The following is a 23,732-nucleotide window of genomic DNA, read 5'->3' as shown; positions in this document are numbered from 1 at the left end:
TTCAACACTGTTAACCTAAATGGTTTTTCGACATCCACAAGACGCCGCTCTTCAACAGACGAGGAACACGGCCCATCAACGTCGTGCGGCCCATAACGCCGAATCCGGCTTTCTTCCCTAATGATCCGAGTACGCCTTTGAGTTTGATTTTGCGCAGCCTCGGCGTTTCGCCGCGAAACGTGGCGTGAATGACTTCCGCGACCTGCCGGCCTTGCGCTTCCGCCGCTTGTCCGCTAGGCGCAAAGGGGATGCTGGCGCAATCTCCCACGACAAACACGTCGGGGTGACACGGCAGCTGGTGATATTCGTTCAATATCAGTCTTCCCAACTGATCTTTCGGAAGATCCAGCGCTTGTACGATGGGACTCGGTTGAATGCCGGCGGTCCACACTGTAACATCCGTTTCGATTTGCTGCCCTTTGTCGTATAGAACGCCGCGGTCAAGACGCGACAAATTGACATGTCCCCGCATCTCCACATCGTGTTCATGGAACCACGAACGAACGTAATCCTGCGCTTTGCCCGGGAACTGCGAGAGAATGCTCGGACCGCGGTCGAGAATGCGAATGTTCAAATCCGGCCGGCTCTCGCGGAGCTCCGACGCCATCTCGACTCCGCTTAATCCGCCGCCGACGATCGTGATTTGTCCGTACGGCTTTACATCGTTCACTTGTTGGTACGTCCCCCGGCTGGAGGAGAACGTCTGAATCGAAGTCGAAAACTCCTGGGCTCCGGGAATTCCGTGATACCGGTCGACGCAGCCTAGAGCGATGACGAGCACGTCGTAGTGAAGCGGGTCGTGGCCGGTCAAATAGACCGCCTTCTGGTCCAGATCCAGCCCGTTGATCTCGCCGAATTTAAGAATGAGCCGGGGGTCGACCGGAAAATGCACGCGGATATCGATTTCGGAAACCGTTCCCGCCGCCAAAGCGTAGTATTCGGTTTTCAAGCCTTGGAACGGCATCCGATCCACCAATGTAACGACACAATCGTCCGGAAGACGCTCCTCAAGCAGCTCCGTGGCCACGGTCAAGCCGCCGTAGCCCCCGCCGAGAATGACTATTTTGCGCATGATGTGGTTCCTTTCTTTCTAATCGTACACCTTGATTTCATTATAAAACGTATCGCGTTCCACGGCCGTCCGCCCGGCACCTTTAATGAGCCATACCAATTCGTCCCTGGTCAGTCCTTCCGCGGACGTTGCGCCTGCGGAATGCGAGATGCGCTCTTTCACCAGCGTGCCGTGCGCGTCGGATGCGCCGAACGTTAACGCCATCTGCGTTAATTGCGTGCCGATGTTAATGAAGTACGCTTTAATATGCGGAAAATTATCCAGCATGAGACGGGAAATGGCGATCATCCGCATATCTTCGAATGCGGACGTGCGCCGCTTGATGCTGGCGGATTTGCTGAGCGGCTGCACCGCAAGCGGGATGAACACCATAAACCCGTTCGTCTCGTCCTGCAGCTCCCGCAAATAAATCATATGCTGAAGACGCTCTTCAATCGTCTCGATCGAGCCGTACAGCATCGTCGCGTGCGTCTTCATCCCGAGCTCGTGAGCGGTGCGGTGAACTTCGAGCCATTGCTCGCTCGTCGCCTTGTCGACCGACATCTTCTTCCGGTAACGCTCCGACAAAATTTCCGCTCCGCCGCCCGTCAATGTACCGAGTCCGGCTTCTTTCAGAACGGAAAGAACTTCGCGGAAGCTTAGTCCGCTGATGCGGGAGAAAAATTCGATTTCGGCACCGGTATATGCTTTCACCGTAACGTCGGGGAATCGAAGCTTCAATGCGCGGATCGAATCGACATAATATTGGAACGGAACGGTCGCATTGTGGCCGCCCGTGATGTGAAACTCCCGTACGCCGGGATGGTAATGCTGCTCGACGTACCCGATCATTTCTTCGGGAGAAAGCGTATAGGCGCCTTCTTCGCCCGGATCGCGGCGGAAGCCGCAGAAGGCGCAATGCGCTTCGCATACGTTCGTGAAATATAGTGTCATGTTTTCGATGAAATACACTTTATCGCCGTTCTTTCGCCGGTTCACTTCGTTGGCCAGCTGACCGACGGTCAGCAGATCATTCGTGTGGTACAAATGCAAGCCGTCTTCGAGAGAAAGGCGTTCGCCGTTTCTGACTTTGCGTGCGATTTCCTCCATACGGTTGTCGGTGCCGGTGATTAGCGTAGTCATATGATTTCCTCCTTGCGCACAATACAATCTTATTTGACGGAGCGATTTTCGATTAATTCGATTTATCCGTACACTTTCCGCAGAGGCGTTCGATTTCATGGCGCATGCGCCTTGGCCCATCGCAAGCTTAGTATATTATAAACCTGTTGCAATGGGCGGGCAATGGGGAGCGGCACGGAATGTTTTAGGGATTTGTGACAATTTTCACACATTAAGCCGGGGCAAACGTTTTTACAAGACGGCATGCCGTTATCCTTGTATGTCCGGCCGGTTCGGTTGTATACTATTCGGTAAGGAGGTGCTTTTTCATGATCGATATTTCGGATGTGGCTGCGGAGAAAATCAAGGAGTTAATGGCCGCGGAAGATACGCAGAACGCATACCTCCGCCTTGGCGTAAAGACCGGCGGTTGCAGCGGCTTTACGTACGGGATGGGGCTGGACGATGAAGCGACAGAAGCGGACGAGACGATCGAACTGAAAGGCCTGAAAGTGGTCATGGAACGCGACAGCGTGAAATATTTGCGAGGTTTGGAAATCGATTATAAGGAATCCGCAATGAGCGGGGGCTTTACGATCAACAATCCGAACGCAATCGCCACATGCGGCTGCGGCACGTCGTTCCGCACGAAGGAAGAAGCGGGTGTGCCGGGCGAGTGTTGATGAATGGAAAATCGGTTCAGATCATTTTTAGCCATCTCTCTTATAGGGATGGTTTTTTTTGCATTTATGAAGGTGGTGCCAATAGTTCCCTCTTTCTCTCCAACGGACAAATTCATAATATTTCAGTTAGACATCTTTAAAGGGGACAACGAGTAATTTCATTGACCGGTTTGTATGTTTAAGCGTGCCGATAACCATAAAGTTACTTCTTGGTGTTACTCTTGTTTCGTGGCTAATTGTATTAGCAGATGAAACCTTTTTTGAAGGCAATTATTTTTCTGAGACGAGTATAGGAATTGCTGATATTTTGTTTTATGCGGTGTATTATTTCCTGTTTTATTTGAGAATTTGGTCATATATAAGAAAGATTGCTGGAGGAAGTACACCCGGTATTCGCTGATCTCGCCACTGCAACGGAACTTTTCCCGCTGCACGGGCAATGCAATATTTTTTTAAACACGCGATTTGATATTATGCTTAACCGTAAGAATGCCGATACATTATTTTATGTAAAACGATAGTCACATCGCGGGCCGCGGCAAAAGTTCGGAGAGGGGTTCCCCAGTTGCTTAAGGACATTATTACGAATGCATCATTGATGGTTTCTTTTATTTTTACGATCGGTTTGTTCTACAACCGACGAAAAATCGACTATCCGCGGACATTTAGGGAAAGAGCCTGCTGGGGGCTCATGTATGCTTTCTTTGGATGCCTGCTCATGCTGTTCTCGATCCGCGCGACGGATACGGTCATAGTAGATCTTCGCCAGCTGGCGATCGTTATGGCCGCCATGCACGGGGGATGGGTTGCCGCCGTTATAAGCGCCTCCGGAATTTTGTTGTTCCGCATGTTTTATTTCGGAGTTACCGATGCCGCTATCGTCGCCGGAGGTTTCACAGTTTTAATCGGAGTCGTTTGCGGATTGCTGTCTTTAACGTCTCTAGGACCATTCCGGAAGTTGAATCTGATGAACGTCGTCGCGGCGGCAATAGCCACTACGGCGATGTGGATCAATATCGGAGACGCGGAGATCGTCCGGCGGTTCGCGTTATATATATGGCCGACGCAGCTTGCTGCCGGTGCGGCCGTTTACTGCATCGCGCGATTTGTCATTACGGCGAACGTCACGCATAACCGGTTGATGCGCAACGAGAGGGAACTGAGCGAAACCGCAACGATGCTGCACATTCTCATGGATAATATTCCTTCCGGCATCATGGTCGAAAGCGAACAACGCAAAATCATCTACGTCAATCGCGAATTTACGCGAATGTTCGGCATTGACGTCGAACCGGACAAATTGATCGGCTCCGATTGCTCGGGATGGCTTTCAAGCCAGAAACACATATATGCCGAGCCGGAACAGTTCATTTCCCGCACGGAACAAATGATCAACGATAAGACGCCCGTAAAAATCGAAATTTTCGAGCTGTCGGACGGCCGTATCTTCCAACGGGACTATATCCCGATCGTCATGGACGGCGAATATGCGGGCCATATGTGGGAGTATACCGACATTACGGACGCCAAACTTGCGGAGAAACGCCTTCAAGAGGCCAACACGGTATTGAAGCGGCTTTCAGAGGTCGACGGTTTGACGGGTTTGGCGAACCGCCGCAGTTTGGACGCGGAGCTGCAGTTCGAATGGGAAACGTGCCGGAGGCGGCGGCAGCCGTTGTCCGTTCTCATGCTCGATGTCGATCATTTCAAGCTGTATAACGACACTTACGGCCACTTGAAAGGCGATGAATGCCTGAGGAAGATAGCGGAAACGTTGGAGGCGTGCCTTAATCAGCCGGAGGATTTTGCAGCGCGTTACGGCGGAGAAGAGTTTGCGGCATTGCTTCCGTTCACTGCTCGTGAAGATGCGGTGAAAATAGCCAGACGAATCCGCAAGCGTATAGAGGCTTTGCGAATACCGCACGAAAGCTCGCCGACAAGCAATGTCGTGACTGTCAGCATCGGGGTGTATACCGTTGTCCCGAGAGATGATCTCGAGCCGCTCCATGTGATGAACCGGGCGGATTCCGCCTTATATGCAGCCAAATACGAGGGGCGCAATACGGTTTATGCGTCGGACGTTGCGACGCGTAAATAGATAGCGGATGTGCTTCGAAGAAGATTTTTTTATGTATGCGTTCCAACGGTGCGGGCCTCGGGAGCCGGCAGCAAGGCCGGCTCCCTGTCATTAATGGCACACGCGCAGGATGATCACCAGCAGAATGAACAGTACGAGAATTGCGTCCGCGTCCAAAATCGGTTTTTTAACGGGCGCAGCCATGAATGGGGCAATATTCGCCGGCGCAGTCATAAATGGAGCCACGTTTGCCGCTGCAGCCACATTCGCCATAGGATTGGCGGCCGTCGGCGAAACATAGCCCGGATTAGGATTTACGTAATACTCAGCCAAAGAATTCTCCTCCTTCATCTGGGTTACAGTGTATTCTATGAGGACGGAGTCCGGCCGCTCTGTGCATTTGACCCAAACGGGCGCAAAATGGGCGGGATGTTTGTCCTCCAAATCGCGGCGCATGTCACTAAATCTATCGATTTTGTACTAGTCTATTAATTTTTCTTATCAACAATTATCCACATATCCACGACAAAAAGTTATACACAAAAGTCACAGTGGTTTAAAGAGGAATACCGCAATTAAGCACAGTTCATACACAGTATATCCACAGAAAGCTGTGGATAACAGAACGCTTGTTCTGTGGATACGTCGAGGTGTACAATAATATCAACAAGAAGAGAGGGGATGCCATGTGAGATTGTTGAGCGATGAGAATTTATTGGAGACATATTTCAAAGCAATCGATCTGGATCTCGAACAGGATTTTATCAATCTATTATTGGATGAGATCAGGCGAAGAAATTTGGAATTGTCGGAGTCAATTCAGTACCAATAATTACAGTTCGTCTACCGCATAGGACGAAGTCGTACCGCAAGAGGGGCAAAATACGGCATGGACGCATTGGCGCCGCTCCAAATCCGGATAACCGTTTGTCATTTTCAAATCATTGATTGGCCGATATGGAGAATAAGGACCGTAGAAATCGCTTTCCTTGCCCCAATCCTCGGTTTGAGCGCCGCAGCGCAAACAATTCGCGCGTAAATCGTCTATTCCGTTGCAGACAGGACAAATATGCGAATATAACAAGAAGGGCATCCTCCTCAGTACTCGTCTTTATCTAGAGTCGCTGAGGTTAGGATGCCCTGATTGTTAAAACTTCATGTTGCTGCTGTGTCCGGGCGACAGCTTCGCCGTCGGATCGATGTACACTTTAGCGTTATTGATGGCGGTTGGCGCTTCCCCGAAACCTACTGCGATCAGCTTAAGTTTCCCCGGGTACGTCGTGATGTCCCCCGCGGCAAAGATGCCCGGTATCGTGGTCTCCATTCTGGAGTCGACGACGATGGACCCGTCGCGGATTTCAAATCCCCATTCCGCTATCGGACCGAGAGAAGAGACGAAACCGAAGTTAACGATCACGTCGTCCACTTCAATTTCCGCCGCGGCTCCGGATTTGACATCGGTTATCGACACCGACTCGATGCGGTCTCCGCCGTTCAACGTAACGATTTCTTTGGGCGTCAGTACTTTCACTTTCGATTTCTTCAACAGCTCCACACTATGCTCGTGCGCGCGGAACTTGTCGCGGCGGTGTATCAATGTGACTTGCTCCGCAAGGGGCTCCAGCATGAGCGACCAGTCCACGGCGGAGTCGCCTCCTCCGCTGATCAACACCTTTTTGCCCCGAAATCGCTCCAAGTTGTTTACGAAGTAGTGCAAATTTTTCCCTTCGAACCGTTGTGCTTCCGGCAGATCCAACTTCCGGGGTTCGAATGCGCCGACTCCCGCAGTAATGATTACGGCCTTCGCGGAGTGCGACCCTTTGGTCGTCTCGATGACAAAATGACGTTCATCCTTCTTGGTAAGCCGGACTACTTTCTCCTCCAAGCATTCCGCGATGGGGAACTGTCTCATCTGCTTCAGCAAATTGTCCACCAGCTCTTGCGCGCGAACCTTCGGAAACCCGGCTACGTCATAAATATATTTCTCCGGATACAAAGCAGAAAGCTGTCCGCCGAGCTGCGGCATGCTCTCGATTATTTTACACGTTGCTTGTCTCATCCCTGCATAGAAAGCGGCAAACAGTCCCGCCGGTCCCCCGCCGATAACTGCAATATCCACCATGCCTTCTTGCGTGACCGCTTGCGACACAGTCAAGCACCTCCGAGCGAATAATTCCTATCGTTAAACATTATAGCGGTACGTTCTATGGAATGAAACCCTGTTTCGTCCCAAGGAAACAAATTTTTTTGTAACTTCTGTGAATATACTTGATAATTCAACGAAGTTATGGCAAAATATCGAAAGTTATTTAGATAGATGTTTCCCAAAAAAGCAAGCACAGATACGACTTTTCTTTTTTGGCGAGCTTTGTGTATTTTTTCACAAACTAAACATATAACCACGGAAGGATTGGAAAGGATCATGAGCAGAATTCCACGCATTGTCATTCTCGGCGCAGGGTATGGCGGGATCGTGACGGCGATTCGTCTGCAGAAAGAGTTGAATTACAACGAGGCGGACGTCACTTTGGTGAACAAACACGACTACCATTACATCACCACGCATCTTCATATGCCTGCTGCCGGCACGGACGACCCGCAAAACGCGCGCGTCAACATTCTGAAACTGATCGATGAGTTTAAGATCGATTTCGTGAAATCAACCGTCGTTCAAATTCGCCCGCAGGAGAAGAAGGTCATACTGGAGGACGGAACGCTTTCTTACGACTACCTTGTGATCGCACTCGGCGGAGAGCCTGAAACGTTCGGCATCCCTGGTCTGAAGGAACATGCTCATTTCATACGAAGCATTAATAGCGTCCGCTTGATCCGTGAACATATCGAGTACCAATTTGCCAAATTCAAGAAAGAACCGCACCGGAAAGACTATTTGACGTTTGTCGTCGGCGGCGCCGGATTCACCGGAATCGAATTTATCGGTGAATTGGCCGATCGTATTCCAAAACTTTGCAGGACGTTCGACGTTGATCCGGGCCTTGTGAAAATTTATAACGTTGAAGCGGCGCCCACTGCTCTCCCCGGCTTCGATCCGGAGCTTGTGCAATACGCAATGGAAGTTCTCCAGAAGAAGGGCGTGACCTTCAAGATCGGAACCGCAATCAAGGAATGCGCTCCGGACGGCATTACGCTCGCCGACGGAGAGCAAATCAAATCATCTACGGTAGTGTGGACCGGAGGCATACGCGGTAACCGCCTTGTCGAAGAGGCTGGATTTGATGCCATGCGCGGCCGCGTTAAAGTGGATCCGAATCTCCGCGTGCCGGGACACGACGATGTGTTCATAGTCGGCGACAGTTCGATCGTGATGAACGAAGAAGGCAGACCGTATCCTCCGACGGCTCAGATGGCCATTCAACAGGCGGAAGTGCTCGCTTCGAATTTGGTCGCTTCCATTCGCGGAACGCCGTTGAAGGAATTCAAGTACGAAAGCAAAGGGACGGTTGCGTCGCTGGGCAAAGGCGAGGCGATCGGGGTCGCTTTCAACCGCAAATTTAAAGGCAATTCGGCGGCCATGCTGAAAAAAATAATCGATTTGCGCTACTTGTACATCATCGGCGGCATCCCGCTCGTATTGCGCAAAGGCCATTTTTAATTATTTATGCGCCACTGCAGCGTACAAGTTCGAGGGTTGTTGACACGGGAAGAGCTCGACCGTTACAACGCGTTGATGGAAGTGGGACACTTTCTCGAGCAGCAAAACCGTTACGATTTGGCGTATACCGTCCAGAAGGAAGTGGATCGCTTGATTCAGCCGGCCATTGAGCGGTTGAAAGACAAGGGACGCGAACGCGACCGGATGACGGAGCAGTATTTGCGGGAACAGGAAACCGCGTTACGCGACGATGACGAAGACGACGAAAGTTGATACTATGTAAATTAATAAGCCCTCCCCGGAGCGTCACGCTCCGTTGCGGAGGGCTTATTGTTAGCGCTGCAGCGGTAACAATTGCCGCTGCAGCGCTACGCACCCAAGATATGACCAATATAGCGGAAAATTTTGCCGCTACAACTGCGAAATTGCCGCTGCCGCGTGAACAGAAGGAGATGTGCGCGTTAGACGAGAATCTTCTCCAGGAAACGATCGGCATCGGTCAAGTTTCCGATATAGAATTCGCCGAATTCGCCGAATCTCGCGCTTACTTCATCGAAGCGCATTTCGTACACGAGCTTCTTGAACTGCAGCGCGTCGTCCGCAAACAGCGTGACCCCCCACTCCCAATCGTCGAAGCCGACCGAACCGGTAATGATTTGCTTCACCTTCCCGGCGTACGAACGGCCGATGAGCCCATGGCTGCGCATCATCTCGCGGCGCTGCTCCATCGTAAGCATGTACCAGTTGTCGCCGCCGCTGCGGCGCTTATTCATAGGGTAGAAGCAAATATGCTTCGACTTCGGCATCGACGGCTTCAACCGCGCCGCGAGCTCGGGGTTTTCCATCGGATCGGTGCCCGGCTTGCTCATATAGTTGCTCAATTCGACCACGGATACATACGAATATGCCGGAATCGTGAGGTCGGCGAATGACGTCTTATTGAATTCCGTTTCGAGTTCGTTGAGCTCTTCCAATGTTTCGCGCAGATGAACGAACATAAAGTCCGCTTTCTGGCCGACGATGGAATAGAACGCGAAGCTACCCGTCTTATTGCGGTCTGCTTCCGCGCATTTGTTAACGTAATGACGGAAATCGTCCTCCGCTGCCCGGCGTTCCTCCGGCGAAAGTGATTTCCACGCGGTCCAATCGATATGGCGAAAATCGTGGAGGGCGTACCAGCCTTCCAGCGTTTGTGCCGCTTCGCTCATGGTGTGTCAACTCCTCAAATTGTATATACAATGCTTTTACCATTTTACCTCTAACGGGGGAGCGGGGGCAAACAAGCCCTGTTTGACTGGGAACAGCGGGGACGCTACACTTATTTTGCAAGACGCTATTTGCGATGAAGGGATGACCGCAGGGTGAATATTTTCCAAGTGATTGTCATAACTCTTTTGGCCTTTGTGCTTATCTTTGGGGTCGGGTTCATTCTCAACATGCTGCTGAAGACGACGTGGTTTCCGATGTACGGCTACGTCGCGCTCATTATCGGATTGTATTTATATTTCGAACGCGGCTCCGCGAATATTTTCGCCGGTTTAACCGAGTACGGCATTATCGATCTTCTCGCGGCGGCCGGCGGGCTGTTCGGCGCCTATGTCAGCGGTGTGACGATCCGGACGCTGCGGGTAAAGGGATTCAAGATGTTCTAGGCAAAATGTGTCGCGTATGACGGGGGTTTCTTAGGGACAACGTAACGGAAGAGGAAGCAGACGGGTTACGGTCTCGAAGGAGGAATCCCTTATGCCGAAAGCGCTCATTAACGGCACGACGATTCATTATCATGTTCACGGCAAAGGAACGCCGATCGTATTCATTCATCCGCCTTTAGTCAACAGTGCGGTATTTCGCTATCAGGAAGTGCAGCTGGCCGATCCGTTTCAGGTCGTTACGTTCGATATTCGCGGTCACGGGTTCAGTCCGCGCTCCGAAGCGCCGGTCACTTATCCGCTCATTGTGGAAGATATCGTCCGGCTCATGGATCATATCGGTCTCGAACAAGCCTATTTGTGCGGCTATTCGACCGGAGGAGGCATCGCCTTCGAAGCGCTGCTGACGTATCCCGAAAGGTTTCGCGGAGCGGTCTGTCTGGGAGCGATGCCGGAAGTGGGGGATTTGTGCTTGAAAGCGCAGCTCGCGGCCGCTTCCGTTCTTACCCGCCTCGGGATGAAGACGAGCATGGCGCTTTTGATTTCGGCGGGCAACGCGGATATGAAAGAAACTTTTCACAATTTGTATTATGAAGCGATTCGCGGAGACATTGAAAATTGGCGTCAATATTTTGAAGCAAGCATGAAATACAATTGCACCGATCGGTTGAAGCGGATTCATGCTCCGGTACTGCTCATCTACGGAATGAACGACTCGCGGTTCAAGAAGTACGGCCAGCAGCTGCACGAGCTGTTGCCGCAGTCGACGCTTGCGTTTGTTCCAGGGGTACGCCACACGATACCGACGAAAAAGCCGGAACCGATGCACGATCTGTTGAGCAAATGGATCATGGAGCATGAGCTTCGGGCCGCCGAAGAAGGGGAAGCCGGCGTCGGCAGAGATTTGCTGCGGAAGGCTGCGGAATACGGAATTCGGCTGCCGGGCGAGGTTGACGAGCAATTTGCGGAGAGGTAAATTATTAGTATATGTAAGCGGGACGGCAACCCATGCGGGGAACTGTCCCGTTTTTGCGTAATGTGATAAAATGATGGGTATCGATTGTTGTCGAAATGTAGGGGGGCCGCACATGAAATTGTCGAATTTGCTGCAGTTGACGGAGCAGCAACCATTCGCCGTGGTCCGTCAATTCAGCTTGTCCCCTTTGGATACACGCATGATCAACATGGTTTATCAACCGATTGTCGGCGCATTCGCGGCATCGCTGTTTTATACGTTATGTTCGCGCCTACCGACTGAAACGGTAGGCCGTTCGGACCCGGTACAATTAGCCGTATTGTTCCTCGCTTGCGGGTTGGAGCCGAACGAGCGGGGCCGGAAGAGGCTTGTAGAAGAAACGTCGAAATTGGAGGCCGCCGGTCTCCTGCGAACATACCGCCGTTCCGATGCCGACGGTGTGGCGGAGCTGTACGAATTCCGAGTGGAGGCGCCGCTCGCTCCTCAACAATTTTTCGATGTGCACCATTTGTGGCTGCTGTTGATCGAAAGGATCGGCCCTAAAGCGGCGGAGGCCGTCCGCCGATCGTTCTTTCACGGTATGAGCGATCCGGAGTCCGAAGCTTCGGAGGCAGGATGGGAGGACTTATCCGTACCGTTCTATGAAGTTTTCCGCCTCAGCGTTCCGGCGGGAACGGAGCAGGCGGTCCGCGAAGCGGCGCCATCGCGTGCAACGGCGGCGGACACGGATGCGACCGAGTTTGGCAAGGACGGATTCCGGCCAGAGGAGCTGCTTCGGAGATTTCCGCGTTCCTCGGCCAATCGGCGTTATGTGGAACGGATTCAGAAGGAACCTGAATTGCTTGCCGAAATTAATTATTATGCAGGCAAATTCGAGCTTACATTGAAGGAAACCGTTTCTTTGCTCGATGAAGAAGGCATGTTCACGGACGAAGGCCGCTTGAACGGAGAATGGTTCGAATCGCGCGCAGGCGGGATGTTTTTACGCGTTAATGAACGGAGGAAAGACCGGGACCGCTTGCGCAGCAAGCAAAGTACAGCAGGCGAGCCGGATGCGGGCACTTCCGCCGCCGGAGAAGACTCGGGCGGCGAAAGGACCGTCACTCCCTCGTATTGGTTGGACGTGCCGGAACAATTTGCGGGGGAGTGCGATGCGGCGCAATACAATTCGCTGCTTGCGAACGCTCCGTATACGCGCGTGTTGAAGCTGTTTTTCGAGCCGGCTTCGGTACCGGGGCCGGTTCAGGAAGCGTTTCTCGCTATGAACGTGAACTACCGGTTGCCGGATGAGGTGCTCAATGTCATGATTCATTATATTCGAACGAACGATCTGGATTGGAACCGAAACTTCCTGGAGGCGGTGGGCGCCAACGTAGCGGGGAAACGGATCCGCACGTTCGAGAATGCGGTCGTCTACTTCCGCAAGGCGGCGCAGGTTCGCGGAGGCGGAGCGCCAACGCAAGAGCGCAGTGCCGCCCCGTCGCGCCGTACGGGAGAGACGCGGCGCGGAAGACCGTCGAAGCCGGTCATTCCGGTGGTGAAGAGGTCGGAGTCGAAAGCCGCTACGGAGCAAGACATACAACGAATATTGGATATGGCGAAGCAATTGAAAGACGACCGGTAACATTACAGTCGGGAGGGATTAACGATGGAACCGATGGGGAAATGGCTAGGCGCGGCCGCGGGCATTAACGGCGCCGACGTAAGGCGGCAGACTATGAAAGTGCTGAACGACCCGTACGTCGTCAAGTGGAGATCGGAGCATCCGGAGCTTGACGACAGCGTGCTGCAGCAAAATATCACCCGGCTGTACCAATATGCGAAGGAAGCGAAAGAGTGCGCGCGCTGCCCGGGTTTGGACCGATGTCCGAACGACATGCAGGGGCATTACACGAAGCTCGAGGCAGCGTCGCTGCGCGGGGAATATTCGATTGCCGATTACAAAGTGCCTTGCCGCTTGTGGCAGGCCAAAGCGTCGCAGGATTCGGTTCGCTCCCGCATTCGCAGCTTCTATGTGGATGAGAAAGCGTTAAACAGGGAATATTCCATCGATGAAATCGTATCGCGGGATCTGCAGCGGGCGGGGGCAGTGGAAGAAGTCCTTAAATATGTGTTACATACGAAGCAGCACGGGCTTCAATCCAAGGGATTGTATTTGATGGGCGATTTCGGTACGGGCAAGACGTTCCTTGCGAGTTATTTGCTGTTTGAGCTTGCAAAGACGGGCTACACCGGAGTGATCGTGTACATGCCGGACTTCGTTGAAGATTTGAAAGCGATGTTCGGTGACTCGCAGCGTATGAAGGACACCGTCGAATTGTTGAAGGAAACGGATTTGCTCATATTTGACGACATCGGCGCGGAGCATTTGAACGCTTGGACGCGGGACCACGTGTTGGGCGCCATCTTGAATTACCGGATGAACCGCAAACCGACATTCTATACGTCCAATCACGATTTGGAAGGGCTTGAACGGCATTTGAGCTTCACGTCGCGGGAAGGCGAGGACGTGTACCGGGGACAGAGAATAATGGACCGCATTCGTCCGTTCGTCGATGTCGTTGAAGTCGGGGGACGCAATCAGAGGGGAACGTAAATATTTTTTACAAAAAGTTGAATAAACCCCAAGCCGGAAGAAAAATATATAGTGGTGGACCGGTACAAAAACTATGTTGGAGGAGAACTCGCATGGCACCGCAAATTGATACCAATGCCTTGAAAAAGGCCGAAGCATGCACCTCTATCGCAAAAGACCTAATCACACAAGCTATCGAACAATCGGCAGCAAACGCTACTCTCTGCCAAGAAGCTTTACTGCAAGCATCCGGCGAAATCAAAGAAGCATTCACATTGGTAAATCAGGTACAATCCGCATTGCAGCCGCAACAAAGCTAGCAGTGGGCCAAACGATGCGCCGAAAGAAGTAACGGGACTATATATGCTCGCAAAGACTCGTCGCAAGACGAGTTTTTTACTTCCGGGTCAAGCGCCGGCCATCGGCTAATAATTGTTACGATCTTGTAAAAAAAGGAGATGCAGCAATGGAAGAAGACCGAACTCAGCAAGGAATTGAAAATTCGGAAGGAACTGCGGAGGTATCGGATTTACTTTCCGTTCCCCAAGGAGCTAAGGAATACATTGACCTGATTGGTGATGAGGATATTTTAGATAATCCTCCACCGATCACCCAGCAATAATAAAAAAGCGCCCAACTGTTGGGCGACAAGAACATATGCCGGTCAAACCCGCGTAAATCGGCAAAACGCGGCCTTGCTTCATTGAATTTGCCTCGAAGGAGGTTTCCGTAATTTTCGTTATAAGTTCTTGTCGCGCATGAACGACAAGAACTTGTCCCGATTGATTGTTCCGAATATTATCGCGTAACCAATTGAATCACGGTGGCTACGACGGCTATTAGCAGCATCAGGCCGAACATGCCCGCGAAACCGATGCCTACATCCAATAGATCGTTGCGCGGTTCTTCGTTTACGTGCTCTCTCGGGTCGTTCACTGTTTAGTCCCCCTTAGCGTTCATAAAGTTAGTATATCCAAATCGCCAATCGATTGTAAAGTTGCAGTAATGTGACAATTGTGTACCGTGGCAACCGAAGGTTGCCGCGAAACGGTTATATTATGGCATTGCCCGCGCGTTATGAAACGGTGACGGTTTGTGGTATACTTTACATGTTGACTTATTTTCTGGCCTCAAGGAGGAATGCGTTATGGCAATCGTCAATGTATCTGACGATTCTTTCAAGAACGAAGTGGAAGGCGGCGGCACCGTCTTAGTGGACTTTTGGGCTCCGTGGTGCGGACCTTGCAAAATGATCGCTCCAGTACTCGAGGAGTTGGATAAGGAAGTCGGCGACGGCTTGAAAATCGCGAAGCTGAACGTCGACGACAATCCGGAATCGGCTTCCCGTTTCGGCGTGATGAGCATTCCGACGCTGATCGTATTTAAGAACGGCGAACCGGTGGACAAGATCGTCGGTTTCCAATCGAAGGACGCGTTGAAGAACGTTGTAGGCCGTCACATGTAAGTTGTGATTTCGGGCTGTCCCAACTATGGGGCGGCCCGTATTTTTTTGAGGGCATGCAGGCGTTAACGGAAAATTGTATGCTTTGCTGCTCGGCCCCGTTTTAGCGGGAACATTTTTCGTGTACAATCCTTTATAGCAATGTTTGCTTGAGAGGGGGCGAACCGGCCGTGACTAATAACGAAGAGCGCGAAAAAGCGATGGAAGCGATTCGGCGCAAGCTGGCGCTTCTTCCGGATAAGCCGGGTTGTTATTTGATGAAAAACAAAGATGGCGCGATCATTTACGTAGGTAAAGCGAAAGTGCTGAAAAACCGGGTCCGTTCCTACTTTACGGGCAGCCATACGGCCAAGACGCAGCGGCTTGTGATGGATATTTACGATTTCGAATATATCGTCACAACCAGCAACATGGAGGCGCTGCTGCTCGAGTGCAACTTGATCAAACAGCATAGTCCGAAATATAACGTATTGCTGAAGGACGATAAGTCATTCCCTTATATCAAAATTACGAACGAGGAGCATCCCCGGCTGGAGGTGACCCGGCGAGTCGAGCGCCGCGATAAGGCGAAATATTTCGGGCCGTATCCGAACGCTTTTGCCGCTCAGCAGACCAAGAAGCTGCTCGACAGGCTCTACCCTCTTCGCAAGTGCCGCACGCTCCCCGACAAGGTATGCTTGTACTACCATATCGGCCAATGCGTCGCGCCGTGCGAATTTACGGTGCCTAAATCGGAGTACGAGCGGATGGTCGGTGAGATTTCCCGGTTTTTGAACGGGGGACATGAAGAAATAAAAGCGGAGCTGCAGCAAAAAATGACCGCGGCGGCGGAAGAGCTCAACTTTGAGCGTGCCAAAGAATACCGGGATATGATTGCGGCGATCGACGAGATGATGTTTAAGCAAACCGTGTCCACGGCCGGTGCGGTAAATCGCGACGTATTCGGATACGCGGTCGACAAAGGGTGGATGTGCGTGCAAATTATGTACGTTCGCCAAGGAAAGCTGATTGAACGAAGGGCGTCCGCGTTCCCGTATTACGGCGACGAGTATGAAGATTTCTTATCGTATGTCACTCAGTATTACAGCGATAATCCTGTTCTGCCGAAGGAGATTTTGCTTCCGGGCGGCGCCGCGGATGAAGCCGATGCCGCAGCGGGCGAGGCCGGCGGAGCGAATGCCGATGATAACGTCAGCCAGGCGGCCCAAGCGGAGCATGAGGCGAACGGCGTGAAGACGATGCTTGAATCGTGGTTGAAGGTCAAGGTCCACATCCCTCAGCGCGGCGATAAGAAGAAGATGGTGACGATGGCGAGCGACAACGCGCGTGTGACGCTTGAGGAGAAGTTCCGGTTGATCGAGCGCGATCAAGAGCGTACCGTGAAAGCGGTGGAGGGGCTTGCGCACTGGCTTGGAGCCGATGCGGTTCACCGGATCGAAGCGTTCGACAACTCCAACATTCAAGGCACCGATCCCGTATCCGCCATGGTCGTATTTATCGACGGGAAGCCGGAGCGCAAAGAATATAGGAAGTACAAGATTAAGACGGTGCAAGGGCCGGACGATTACGCGACGATGCGGGAGGTTATTCGCCGGCGCTACGAGCGCGTTCTTCGGGAGGCGCTGCCGCTGCCCGATCTGATCGTCGTCGACGGGGGCAAAGGCCAAATTTCCGCCGCGGTCGACGTATTGGAAAACGAGTTGGGCCTGTTTATTCCGGTGTGCGGACTGGTGAAGGACGCCAAGCACAAGACGGCGCAGCTCATGGTCGGCGATCCGCCGGAAGTTGTGCCGATTCGGCGCGACAGCCAGGAGTTTTATTTGCTGCAGCGCATTCAAGAGGAGGTTCACCGGTTTGCGGTCACGTTCCATCGGGAGACGCGGTCGAAGACGTCGCTTGCTTCGGTGCTGGATAACGTTCCGGGCATCGGGGAGAAGCGGAAGAAAGCATTGTTGAAACATTTCGGCAGTGTAAAGAAGATGAGGGAAGCGGATGTGGAAGACTTCCGGCCGCTCGGCTTCGGCGAGAAGCTTGCCAAGCAGCTGCTTGAAGCGCTGCGCGGTCCGGAGGCGGAAGGATCCGCGGGACAACCGGAGCAGCCAGGAGAGCCGGAGCGGTCCGGGCAACCGGTGCAGCCGTGACATCCCGGGTATCCCTTAAATATCTGTACAGTTAATTGCATCAATCTACGTAAGCACCTGAAAGTCCCTTATGACGAACAGCAGCTGAATTATGAACGCTGGATGACGCCGTACCTTCATCAATACCGCAGTTCCGTCATGCCGCAGCCGCTGAATTGATGCCGCTACCCTGCATCACGGCGCCGCTGCTCCATCGATCGGCTCCGTCGGTCTTCGTCTGCGGCCGAACGCGGCCATTGCATATGCAATGACGATCGGGAGCACGAAGTAGACCGCTGCAAACGTCCAATTCATGGCGGAAGGATGGTTCGCGGTGATCGAAATTCCCATCCAGATCGTGTCGGCCACCGCGTGCGCAAAGACGGCGGTCATAAAGCCATGCTTCAAAAACACGTAGCTGAACAACAGGCCGAGGATCGTCACTTCTACGAATCTCGTGTAATAAGGGTAAATCGGATACTGCACATGTCCGAGCGCCCAGATCATGCTGGTGACGATAACCGCCGGCGTTGTAAAACGGAAGATCGCTTTCAGCGCGGGAATGCCGAACAATCTGTACACTCCCTCTTCCGAAATGGCCGCGCACCATGCAAGCACAGGCATCAGCACGGGAAACAGCAGGTTGTGCGATGAGGTGGAAGCGTCGATCGTGTACCAAGTGCCGAACGTTTGCTCTGCTCCGAGAAAAATAACGGATTGCAGGCCCAGCATAACGAATGCGAACGCATACCCCTTCCACATCGAGCTGACGGCACGGTTTCCGTAATCGGAGTCCGAACCCGGCGGCCACAAGTTCCAGCCCCGGCGGCGGCACATTTCATTCCCGGCAACGATGCTGAAATAAAGCCCGATCGCAAGAACCATGGTAAGCATATTCGCCATCACTAAAGCGGAAATCAAACCTGCTGCGGTAATCGTTTGCACTTCCGCATTTCCGGCGGCTGCGAAATCCCCGCCTTCGGCGATCGTCAGAACCATCGCTTTAATGCCGGGGTACATGTTGATGTTGAACGCGCAGTACAGCACCGCGAAAATAACGGACAGCGCAATCCCTCTGCGCCATGAGACGTTTCGGTTGAACCGTACGGCATAAATAAACGCGGCCAATTGCAAAGCGGAGCTAAGTGCGAGCCCGCCCACGCCTAGAACGGAAGCGACCGTATCCTGCCGCCCGGCTTCTTCGGTGTAATCCTCCGGAGCGTACCACCGGATTTGCGATGAGCGGATTCCGTCGGAATCGATGTGCAAATCGGCTTGCACCGACGCGCCCTTTATTTCCGGAATTGTAAGATCGTAAAGCACCTGCCCCGTCTCCGCGTCCGACAGCACGAAAGACGCTTCCTCTTTCCATCCTTGAGCTTCCACCCATTTATCGGCTTGCCTGATCAGTTCGTCCTCCGTCAAGGGACCGCCTTGCAGCTGTAAATTCCATTCCGCCGGCTCGCCCGTATACGGGTTAATGTCCACCGTATGGCGGGCTCCCGACCTCTGTTCGACGACTTCCACCCTGTACAGCTCGAGCGGCAGCCGGTCCCGGAACAGCTCGGTGAATTGTTGGATAGCTTCCTCCTTATACAAGTAACCGAAAGTTACGCGTTCCGCGGAGTACATTCCGAAAGATTGCAATGCCGTGTCATGCCCAAGACGGGCCGCGACGAAACGGACGGCTGCCTCCTCCGCCGCGGCGCGGTCGATTTTGTGTGTCGACGCTTCGGGATCTTGTCCTTGGAGCAAGGGAGCGTAATAAAACATCCAGAACAAAATAAGTCCGGCAACCGCGGACACCGCTAGTGCCCAATTGCGTATTGAAGTTCGCATGATTTCTCTCCTTAAGCGTCAGGTAAACGCCTATAACTTACCATATTTTTGTCGATTGGGCGAGCGATATTAATTGCATCGCAGCCGGCGTCAGTGCGCCGTGCTTGGAGTAAATCAGAGACGTCTTGCGGGTCGTGTTAGTCAGCTCCGGCACGTCGGCCGTGCGCACGGCGTTATGCTGTTGCAATAGATTGCGCAAATACGATTGCGGCAGGAGCGATGCCAGGTTGCAGGTAGCCACAAGCCTCACGATCACTTCGAACGAATCGATTTCCATCTTCACGTCGGGCACAATATTATAATGCTGAAAAAGTTCATCCGTTAATACCCGATACCACGTTCCTTGCGAAAATAATATCATCGGCAAACCGTCCAGATCGCCGATTCCGATTTCCTTCTTTCCGCCCAGCGGATGATATTCGGGCAGCACGAGCGCCAAATGGTCGTCAAACAACGGAACGCACACCGTATCCGGATGATCGACGGCAGAGGCGACCAACCCGATGTCGCATCGTTTCTCTTTGACAAGCGACACGATCTCGTGCGTCTTACCCGTCACAGCCTGAATGTCGACATCCGGCGCATGGCGGGTGAAAGCGGAAATCAAATCCGGCAGCGTCGATTGAAGAGTCGTTAACGAAGCACCTATGGTCAACCTGCCGCGGTTGGCGGAATTGTAATCGGAAAGCGTCTGCAAAAACCGTCCCTGCAGCTGCCGCATCTGAACGGCGTACTCATAGCTGATTTGACCGTTGCGCGTCAATTCGAGCCGCTTCCCGCGCCTGTGGAAGAGGCGAACTCCCAGCTGCTCTTCCAACAGAGCGATTTTCCGCGATAAAGCGGGTTGGCTGATGTTCAGCGTTTGTGAAGCTTTATTCAAGCTTTCATGCTCCACCACCGCCGCAAATACGCCCATTAAATCGAACATTTTGACTCCCCCCGACACGTCCCTTGGAATAGTTCCCGATCCGGAAACAAAAATTACCTTTATGCTGCGGTCTTCTTATAACTATATTGTATTACAAATTATAATAAATCGGCACTTCCATTATAAGAAGAATGGGAGTATGATGGTTCGTGTGAACGTTTATTGAACAATTCTAGGCGATTTTGTTTCCGCAATATATTGACGGACATGCCGTGCGGGAGTAGAATGTAGTTCGTCTGCAAAAAGGTTAACGGGGTAAAGGTTATTATGATTAGGGAGGAACCGAAAAAATGAAAGGAAATTCGTACTTGTACCGGAAGATTCACTCGCTGCTGGGTGTGCTTCCGCTTGGCGGATTTTTTGTCGAGCACTTGCTCACAAACTACGCCGCTTACCAGGGCGGCGAGGAAGGCTTTTACGAACACGTGGAATGGATCCATGGCTTGCCGCTCGTCTTATTTTTGGAAATATTCCTGATTTGGCTTCCGCTGCTTTATCACGGCGTGTATGGACTATACGTCGCTTATCAATCTCGGAATAACGTGAACAACTACGGTTATGTGCGCAACTGGATGTTTGCCCTGCAGCGCATAACGGGCGTAATCACGTTTATTTTCGTTGTATGGCACATTTGGAGCACCCGGGTGCAAATTGCGTTGGGCACGGTGGATCAGTTCGAGGTCGGCACGCAAATGCATCAGATTCTCACGAATCCGCTGTTTTACTGGATTTACGTGATTAGTATCGTTGCGGCGGTGTTCCATTTCTCCAACGGGCTTTGGTCGTTCGCCGTGTCTTGGGGCATTGCCGTCGGACCGCGCGCGCAGCGCGTCACCAGCTACGTGACGATGGGCATCTTCGTTGTAATGACGATCATGTTCCTCATGTCGTTGAACGCTTTCTTGGACGAATCCTTCGCAACTGCGGCCGCGGAAACGGCTTCCGCTGTCGTACGTGTATTAACGGTTAATATATAGGTTAGGAGTGAACGGTAATGGCAAACCAGAAAATCATCGTTGTCGGCGGCGGCTTGGCAGGCCTCATGGCGACGATCAAAGGGGCGGAGGCCGGCGTCCACGTCGACCTGTTCTCGCTTGTGCCCGTTAAGCGTTCCCACTCCGTATGCGCGCAAGGCGGCATCAACGGTGCGGTGAACACGAAGGGCGAGGGCGATTCGCCGTGGGAGCATTTTGACGATACGATTTACGGCGGCGACTTCTTGGCAAACCAACCGCCCGTTAAAGCGATGTGTGAAGCGGCTCCCGGCATCATTCACCTGATGGACCGGATGGGCGTTATGTTCAACCGTACGCCGGAAGGCTTGCTCGATTTCCGCCGTTTCGGCGGGACGAAGCATCACCGCACCGCGTTCGCGGGCGCCACGACGGGGCAGCAGCTGCTTTACGCTCTGGATGAGCAGGTGCGCCGTTGGGAAGTGGCGGGTCTCGTCCACAAGTACGAGCATTGGGAATTCCTCGGCGCGGTGCTTGACGACGAGGGTGTTTGCCGCGGTATTTCCGCACAGGACTTGCGTTCTATGGAAGTCCATACGTTTAAGGCGGACGCGGTTATTTTGGCGACGGGCGGCCCCGGCATCATATTCGGCAAGTCGACGAACTCCGTCATTAACACCGGAACGGCCGCCAGTGCGGTTTATCAACAAGGAGTTCATTACGCGAACGGCGAGTTTATCCAAATTCACCCTACGGCCATTCCAGGGGATGACAAGCTGCGCTTGATGTCCGAATCGGCCCGCGGCGAAGGCGGACGCGTATGGACATACAAAGACGGCAAGCCGTGGTACTTCCTCGAAGAGAAGTATCCGGCATACGGCAACTTGGTGCCGCGCGACATCGCGACAAGAGAAATTTTCCACGTGTGCGTCGATTTGAAGCTCGGCATTAACGGCGAAAACATGGTTTATCTCGATCTGTCGCATAAAGACCCGAAAGAGCTGGACGTAAAGCTCGGCGGGATCATCGAAATTTACGAGAAGTTCATGGGCGACGACCCGCGGAAAATTCCGATGAAAATCTTCCCGGCGGTTCACTACTCGATGGGCGGCATGTGGTGCGATTACAACCAAATGACGAACATTCCGGGCCTGTTCGCGGCCGGCGAATGCGATTATCAGTATCACGGCGCGAATCGTCTGGGCGCGAACTCGCTCGTATCCTCGATCTTCGGCGGCATGGTGGCCGGTCCGAAGGCGGTCGAATATATCCGCGGTTTGAAGAAATCGGCGAACGATGTGGACGAGAAGTTTTTCGAGTCCGAGAAGAAGCGGCACACGGAGAAATACGAGTCGATCTTGAAGATGGACGGCACGGAAAACGCATATGTCATTCATAAAGAGCTCGGCGAATGGATGATCGACAACATGACGGTCGTTCGTTACAACAAGAAGCTTCAAGAAACCGACAACAAAATTCAAGAGCTCATGCAGCGTTACAAAAATATCAACGTCAACGACACGGCGAAGTGGAGCAACCAAGGCGTCGCCTTTACGCGCCAATTGTGGAACATGCTGGAGCTTGCCCGCGTCATGACGATCGGAGCGCTCCTGCGCAACGAAAGCCGCGGCGCTCACTACAAGCCGGAATTCCCGGAACGCGACGACGAGAAATTCATGAAGACGACAATTGCGAAGTACACGCCCGACGGGCCGGAAATATCTTACGAAGACATCGACGTTTCGCTCATTCCGCCTCGTAAGCGCGACTATACGTCGGATAAGAAGAAGTAACGAGGCGTTTCGGAGAAACGTCCGTGCAGGGGGACTATACCTGAAACATAGGAGGGTGAGAAGCAGATGACAACAACTGTTGCAAACGATAAAAAAACCGTGAAGTTTGTAGTTACACGGCAAGATAAGCCGGACACCGCGCCGTATACGGAGGAGTTTGAAATTCCGTACCGCCCGAACATGAACGTCATCAGCGCACTGATGGAACTTCAGCGTAATCCGGTGAACGCGGAAGGCAGCAAGACGGCCCCGGTATGCTGGGAGTCGAATTGCTTGGAGGAAGTGTGCGGCGCCTGCTCGATGGTGATTAACGGCAAGCCGCGGCAAGCATGTACGGCGCTCGTCGACAAGCTCGAGCAGCCGATTCGGCTAGCCCCGATGAAGACGTTCCCGGTCATGCGCGACCTCGTCATCGACCGCAACCGTATGTTTAACGCGCTCAAGCGCGTGAAAGCGTGGATCCCGATCGACGGCACGTACGATCTCGGACCGGGTCCCCGCATGGCGGAGACGAAACGTCAATGGGCGTACGAGTTGTCCAAATGCATGACGTGCGGCGTATGCTTGGAAGCGTGCCCGAACGTGAACGACCGTTCCGACTTTATCGGTCCCGCGCCGCTTTCGCAAGTGCGCTTGTTCAACGCGCATCCTACGGGCGAGATGAACAAGGAAGAGCGTCTCGAAACGCTCATGCGCGAAGGCGGCATCGAAGGTTGCGGAAATTCGCAAAACTGTGTGCAGTCTTGCCCGAAGGGCATTCCGCTCACAACGTCCATTGCGGCTCTCAATAGAGACACCACGAAGCTGTTGTTCAAGAAATGGCTCGGTCAATAATAAGAAGGGCTGTCCTCTTTTTTACGGGACAGCCCTGTTTTTGTGCTCGACGCATAC

Annotated in this window: 25 protein-coding genes; 16 read left to right on the top strand and 9 right to left on the bottom strand. The window is 52.8% G+C overall.

What is annotated here, in order from left to right:
* Window positions 1–10: 10 nt before the first annotated feature.
* Together JET16_RS22120 and mqnE are read right to left on the bottom strand one after the other, a co-directional pair.
* The gene (locus tag JET16_RS22120; protein WP_199620517.1) at window positions 11–1,072 is read right to left on the bottom strand and encodes an NAD(P)/FAD-dependent oxidoreductase; all 1,062 of its coding nucleotides are present in this window, start codon (window positions 1,070–1,072) and stop codon (window positions 11–13) included.
* A gap of 18 nt (window positions 1,073–1,090) precedes the next feature.
* A complete protein-coding gene (mqnE, locus tag JET16_RS22115; protein WP_199620514.1) occupies window positions 1,091–2,194 on the bottom strand; it encodes an aminofutalosine synthase MqnE in 1,104 nt (367 codons plus the stop codon).
* Between the two features lie 308 nt (window positions 2,195–2,502).
* Between mqnE and JET16_RS22110 the strand changes: the two genes are divergently transcribed.
* Both JET16_RS22110 and JET16_RS22105 read left to right on the top strand, forming a co-directional pair.
* Complete coding sequence (locus JET16_RS22110) at window positions 2,503–2,856, top strand: HesB/IscA family protein (protein ID WP_199620511.1); 354 nt, start codon at window positions 2,503–2,505, stop codon at window positions 2,854–2,856.
* A 565-nt stretch (window positions 2,857–3,421) separates the two neighbouring features.
* The gene (locus JET16_RS22105) at window positions 3,422–4,954 is read left to right on the top strand and encodes a diguanylate cyclase domain-containing protein (RefSeq protein WP_199620509.1); all 1,533 of its coding nucleotides are present in this window, start codon (window positions 3,422–3,424) and stop codon (window positions 4,952–4,954) included.
* 90 nt (window positions 4,955–5,044) lie between these two features.
* On the opposite strand, the gene JET16_RS22100 is transcribed toward JET16_RS22105, so the two are convergent.
* On the bottom strand, window positions 5,045–5,266 hold the full coding sequence (locus tag JET16_RS22100; RefSeq protein WP_199620504.1) for a hypothetical protein: 222 nt from the start codon (window positions 5,264–5,266) through the stop codon (window positions 5,045–5,047).
* 355 nt (window positions 5,267–5,621) lie between these two features.
* On the opposite strand from JET16_RS22100, the gene sda reads away from it, so the two are divergent.
* Window positions 5,622–5,765 (top strand): sporulation histidine kinase inhibitor Sda, encoded by a 144-nt coding sequence (sda, locus tag JET16_RS22095; RefSeq protein ID WP_199620501.1) that lies wholly within the window; start codon window positions 5,622–5,624, stop codon window positions 5,763–5,765.
* On the opposite strand, the gene JET16_RS22090 is transcribed toward sda, so the two are convergent.
* Window positions 5,766–6,017, bottom strand: coding sequence for a hypothetical protein (locus JET16_RS22090; RefSeq protein WP_233532053.1), 252 nt, complete (start codon window positions 6,015–6,017; stop codon window positions 5,766–5,768).
* Window positions 6,018–6,080: 63 nt separating this feature from the next.
* The gene (locus JET16_RS22085) at window positions 6,081–7,055 is read right to left on the bottom strand and encodes an NAD(P)/FAD-dependent oxidoreductase (RefSeq protein WP_199620665.1); all 975 of its coding nucleotides are present in this window, start codon (window positions 7,053–7,055) and stop codon (window positions 6,081–6,083) included.
* Window positions 7,056–7,355: 300 nt separating this feature from the next.
* Between JET16_RS22085 and JET16_RS22080 the strand changes: the two genes are divergently transcribed.
* Complete coding sequence (locus tag JET16_RS22080; protein WP_199620499.1) at window positions 7,356–8,546, top strand: NAD(P)/FAD-dependent oxidoreductase; 1,191 nt, start codon at window positions 7,356–7,358, stop codon at window positions 8,544–8,546.
* A gap of 6 nt (window positions 8,547–8,552) precedes the next feature.
* Window positions 8,553–8,819, top strand: coding sequence for a hypothetical protein (locus tag JET16_RS22075; RefSeq protein WP_199620498.1), 267 nt, complete (start codon window positions 8,553–8,555; stop codon window positions 8,817–8,819).
* A gap of 188 nt (window positions 8,820–9,007) precedes the next feature.
* Here the strand turns inward: JET16_RS22075 and hemQ are convergent, their stop codons facing one another.
* Window positions 9,008–9,754: a hydrogen peroxide-dependent heme synthase gene (gene hemQ / locus JET16_RS22070; RefSeq protein ID WP_199620497.1), complete on the bottom strand. Its 747-nt coding sequence runs from the start codon at window positions 9,752–9,754 to the stop codon at window positions 9,008–9,010.
* Between the two features lie 159 nt (window positions 9,755–9,913).
* Between hemQ and JET16_RS22065 the strand changes: the two genes are divergently transcribed.
* The 6 genes from JET16_RS22065 (at window position 9,914) to JET16_RS22040 (ending at window position 14,368) form a co-directional block, all read left to right on the top strand.
* Entirely contained in the window at window positions 9,914–10,198 is a 285-nt protein-coding gene (locus JET16_RS22065) for a YuiB family protein (RefSeq protein ID WP_199620663.1), read from the top strand.
* A gap of 91 nt (window positions 10,199–10,289) precedes the next feature.
* A complete protein-coding gene (locus tag JET16_RS22060) occupies window positions 10,290–11,171 on the top strand; it encodes an alpha/beta fold hydrolase (RefSeq protein WP_199620496.1) in 882 nt (293 codons plus the stop codon).
* A 112-nt stretch (window positions 11,172–11,283) separates the two neighbouring features.
* Window positions 11,284–12,795: a replication initiation and membrane attachment family protein gene (locus JET16_RS22055; RefSeq protein WP_199620495.1), complete on the top strand. Its 1,512-nt coding sequence runs from the start codon at window positions 11,284–11,286 to the stop codon at window positions 12,793–12,795.
* Between the two features lie 24 nt (window positions 12,796–12,819).
* A complete protein-coding gene (gene zapE, locus JET16_RS22050; protein WP_199620492.1) occupies window positions 12,820–13,767 on the top strand; it encodes an AFG1/ZapE family ATPase in 948 nt (315 codons plus the stop codon).
* A 92-nt stretch (window positions 13,768–13,859) separates the two neighbouring features.
* Window positions 13,860–14,066, top strand: coding sequence for a hypothetical protein (locus tag JET16_RS22045; protein ID WP_199620490.1), 207 nt, complete (start codon window positions 13,860–13,862; stop codon window positions 14,064–14,066).
* Between the two features lie 146 nt (window positions 14,067–14,212).
* Window positions 14,213–14,368: a hypothetical protein gene (locus tag JET16_RS22040; protein WP_199620487.1), complete on the top strand. Its 156-nt coding sequence runs from the start codon at window positions 14,213–14,215 to the stop codon at window positions 14,366–14,368.
* 176 nt (window positions 14,369–14,544) lie between these two features.
* On the opposite strand, the gene JET16_RS22035 is transcribed toward JET16_RS22040, so the two are convergent.
* Window positions 14,545–14,682, bottom strand: a complete 138-nt coding sequence (locus tag JET16_RS22035) for a YqzM family protein (protein ID WP_199620484.1) — start codon at window positions 14,680–14,682, stop codon at window positions 14,545–14,547.
* Between the two features lie 211 nt (window positions 14,683–14,893).
* Between JET16_RS22035 and trxA the strand changes: the two genes are divergently transcribed.
* Window positions 14,894–15,211: a thioredoxin gene (gene trxA / locus JET16_RS22030; protein ID WP_199620482.1), complete on the top strand. Its 318-nt coding sequence runs from the start codon at window positions 14,894–14,896 to the stop codon at window positions 15,209–15,211.
* A gap of 197 nt (window positions 15,212–15,408) precedes the next feature.
* Window positions 15,409–17,349 (top strand): excinuclease ABC subunit UvrC, encoded by a 1,941-nt coding sequence (uvrC, locus tag JET16_RS22025; protein WP_199620661.1) that lies wholly within the window; start codon window positions 15,409–15,411, stop codon window positions 17,347–17,349.
* 174 nt (window positions 17,350–17,523) lie between these two features.
* On the opposite strand, the gene JET16_RS22020 is transcribed toward uvrC, so the two are convergent.
* Window positions 17,524–19,167, bottom strand: coding sequence for a CPBP family intramembrane glutamic endopeptidase (locus JET16_RS22020; RefSeq protein ID WP_199620480.1), 1,644 nt, complete (start codon window positions 19,165–19,167; stop codon window positions 17,524–17,526).
* Window positions 19,168–19,204: 37 nt separating this feature from the next.
* On the bottom strand, window positions 19,205–20,095 hold the full coding sequence (locus JET16_RS22015) for a LysR family transcriptional regulator (RefSeq protein WP_199620478.1): 891 nt from the start codon (window positions 20,093–20,095) through the stop codon (window positions 19,205–19,207).
* Window positions 20,096–20,385: 290 nt separating this feature from the next.
* On the opposite strand from JET16_RS22015, the gene JET16_RS22010 reads away from it, so the two are divergent.
* The 3 genes from JET16_RS22010 to sdhB all read left to right on the top strand — a co-directional run bounded on the left by JET16_RS22010 (window position 20,386) and on the right by sdhB (window position 23,675).
* A complete protein-coding gene (locus JET16_RS22010) occupies window positions 20,386–21,072 on the top strand; it encodes a succinate dehydrogenase cytochrome b558 subunit (RefSeq protein ID WP_199620476.1) in 687 nt (228 codons plus the stop codon).
* Window positions 21,073–21,089: 17 nt separating this feature from the next.
* Window positions 21,090–22,841, top strand: coding sequence for a succinate dehydrogenase flavoprotein subunit (gene sdhA / locus JET16_RS22005; RefSeq protein WP_199620474.1), 1,752 nt, complete (start codon window positions 21,090–21,092; stop codon window positions 22,839–22,841).
* Between the two features lie 66 nt (window positions 22,842–22,907).
* Entirely contained in the window at window positions 22,908–23,675 is a 768-nt protein-coding gene (gene sdhB, locus JET16_RS22000) for a succinate dehydrogenase iron-sulfur subunit (protein ID WP_199620471.1), read from the top strand.
* Window positions 23,676–23,732: the final 57 nt, after the last annotated feature.

The sequence above is a fragment of the Paenibacillus alkalitolerans genome, from assembly GCF_016482785.1.
Classification (GTDB): domain Bacteria; phylum Bacillota; class Bacilli; order Paenibacillales; family YIM-B00363; genus Paenibacillus_AE; species Paenibacillus_AE alkalitolerans.
The sequence above is the reverse complement of the archived record's forward strand: the minus strand, read 5'-3'. Positions and strand labels throughout refer to the sequence as shown.

Coding starts and splice junctions, on each gene's coding strand:
- JET16_RS22120 (WP_199620517.1), bottom strand. CDS start 1,072: ATGCGCAAAATAGTCATTCTCGGCGGGGGCTACGGCGGCTTGACCGTG.
- mqnE (WP_199620514.1), bottom strand. CDS start 2,194: ATGACTACGCTAATCACCGGCACCGACAACCGTATGGAGGAAATCGCA.
- JET16_RS22110 (WP_199620511.1), top strand. CDS start 2,503: ATGATCGATATTTCGGATGTGGCTGCGGAGAAAATCAAGGAGTTAATG.
- JET16_RS22085 (WP_199620665.1), bottom strand. CDS start 7,055: ATGGTGGATATTGCAGTTATCGGCGGGGGACCGGCGGGACTGTTTGCC.
- JET16_RS22080 (WP_199620499.1), top strand. CDS start 7,356: ATGAGCAGAATTCCACGCATTGTCATTCTCGGCGCAGGGTATGGCGGG.
- JET16_RS22075 (WP_199620498.1), top strand. CDS start 8,553: ATGCGCCACTGCAGCGTACAAGTTCGAGGGTTGTTGACACGGGAAGAG.
- hemQ (WP_199620497.1), bottom strand. CDS start 9,754: ATGAGCGAAGCGGCACAAACGCTGGAAGGCTGGTACGCCCTCCACGAT.
- JET16_RS22060 (WP_199620496.1), top strand. CDS start 10,290: ATGCCGAAAGCGCTCATTAACGGCACGACGATTCATTATCATGTTCAC.
- JET16_RS22055 (WP_199620495.1), top strand. CDS start 11,284: ATGAAATTGTCGAATTTGCTGCAGTTGACGGAGCAGCAACCATTCGCC.
- zapE (WP_199620492.1), top strand. CDS start 12,820: ATGGAACCGATGGGGAAATGGCTAGGCGCGGCCGCGGGCATTAACGGC.
- JET16_RS22045 (WP_199620490.1), top strand. CDS start 13,860: ATGGCACCGCAAATTGATACCAATGCCTTGAAAAAGGCCGAAGCATGC.
- JET16_RS22040 (WP_199620487.1), top strand. CDS start 14,213: ATGGAAGAAGACCGAACTCAGCAAGGAATTGAAAATTCGGAAGGAACT.
- trxA (WP_199620482.1), top strand. CDS start 14,894: ATGGCAATCGTCAATGTATCTGACGATTCTTTCAAGAACGAAGTGGAA.
- uvrC (WP_199620661.1), top strand. CDS start 15,409: ATGGAAGCGATTCGGCGCAAGCTGGCGCTTCTTCCGGATAAGCCGGGT.
- JET16_RS22020 (WP_199620480.1), bottom strand. CDS start 19,167: ATGCGAACTTCAATACGCAATTGGGCACTAGCGGTGTCCGCGGTTGCC.
- JET16_RS22015 (WP_199620478.1), bottom strand. CDS start 20,095: ATGTTCGATTTAATGGGCGTATTTGCGGCGGTGGTGGAGCATGAAAGC.
- JET16_RS22010 (WP_199620476.1), top strand. CDS start 20,386: ATGAAAGGAAATTCGTACTTGTACCGGAAGATTCACTCGCTGCTGGGT.
- sdhA (WP_199620474.1), top strand. CDS start 21,090: ATGGCAAACCAGAAAATCATCGTTGTCGGCGGCGGCTTGGCAGGCCTC.
- sdhB (WP_199620471.1), top strand. CDS start 22,908: ATGACAACAACTGTTGCAAACGATAAAAAAACCGTGAAGTTTGTAGTT.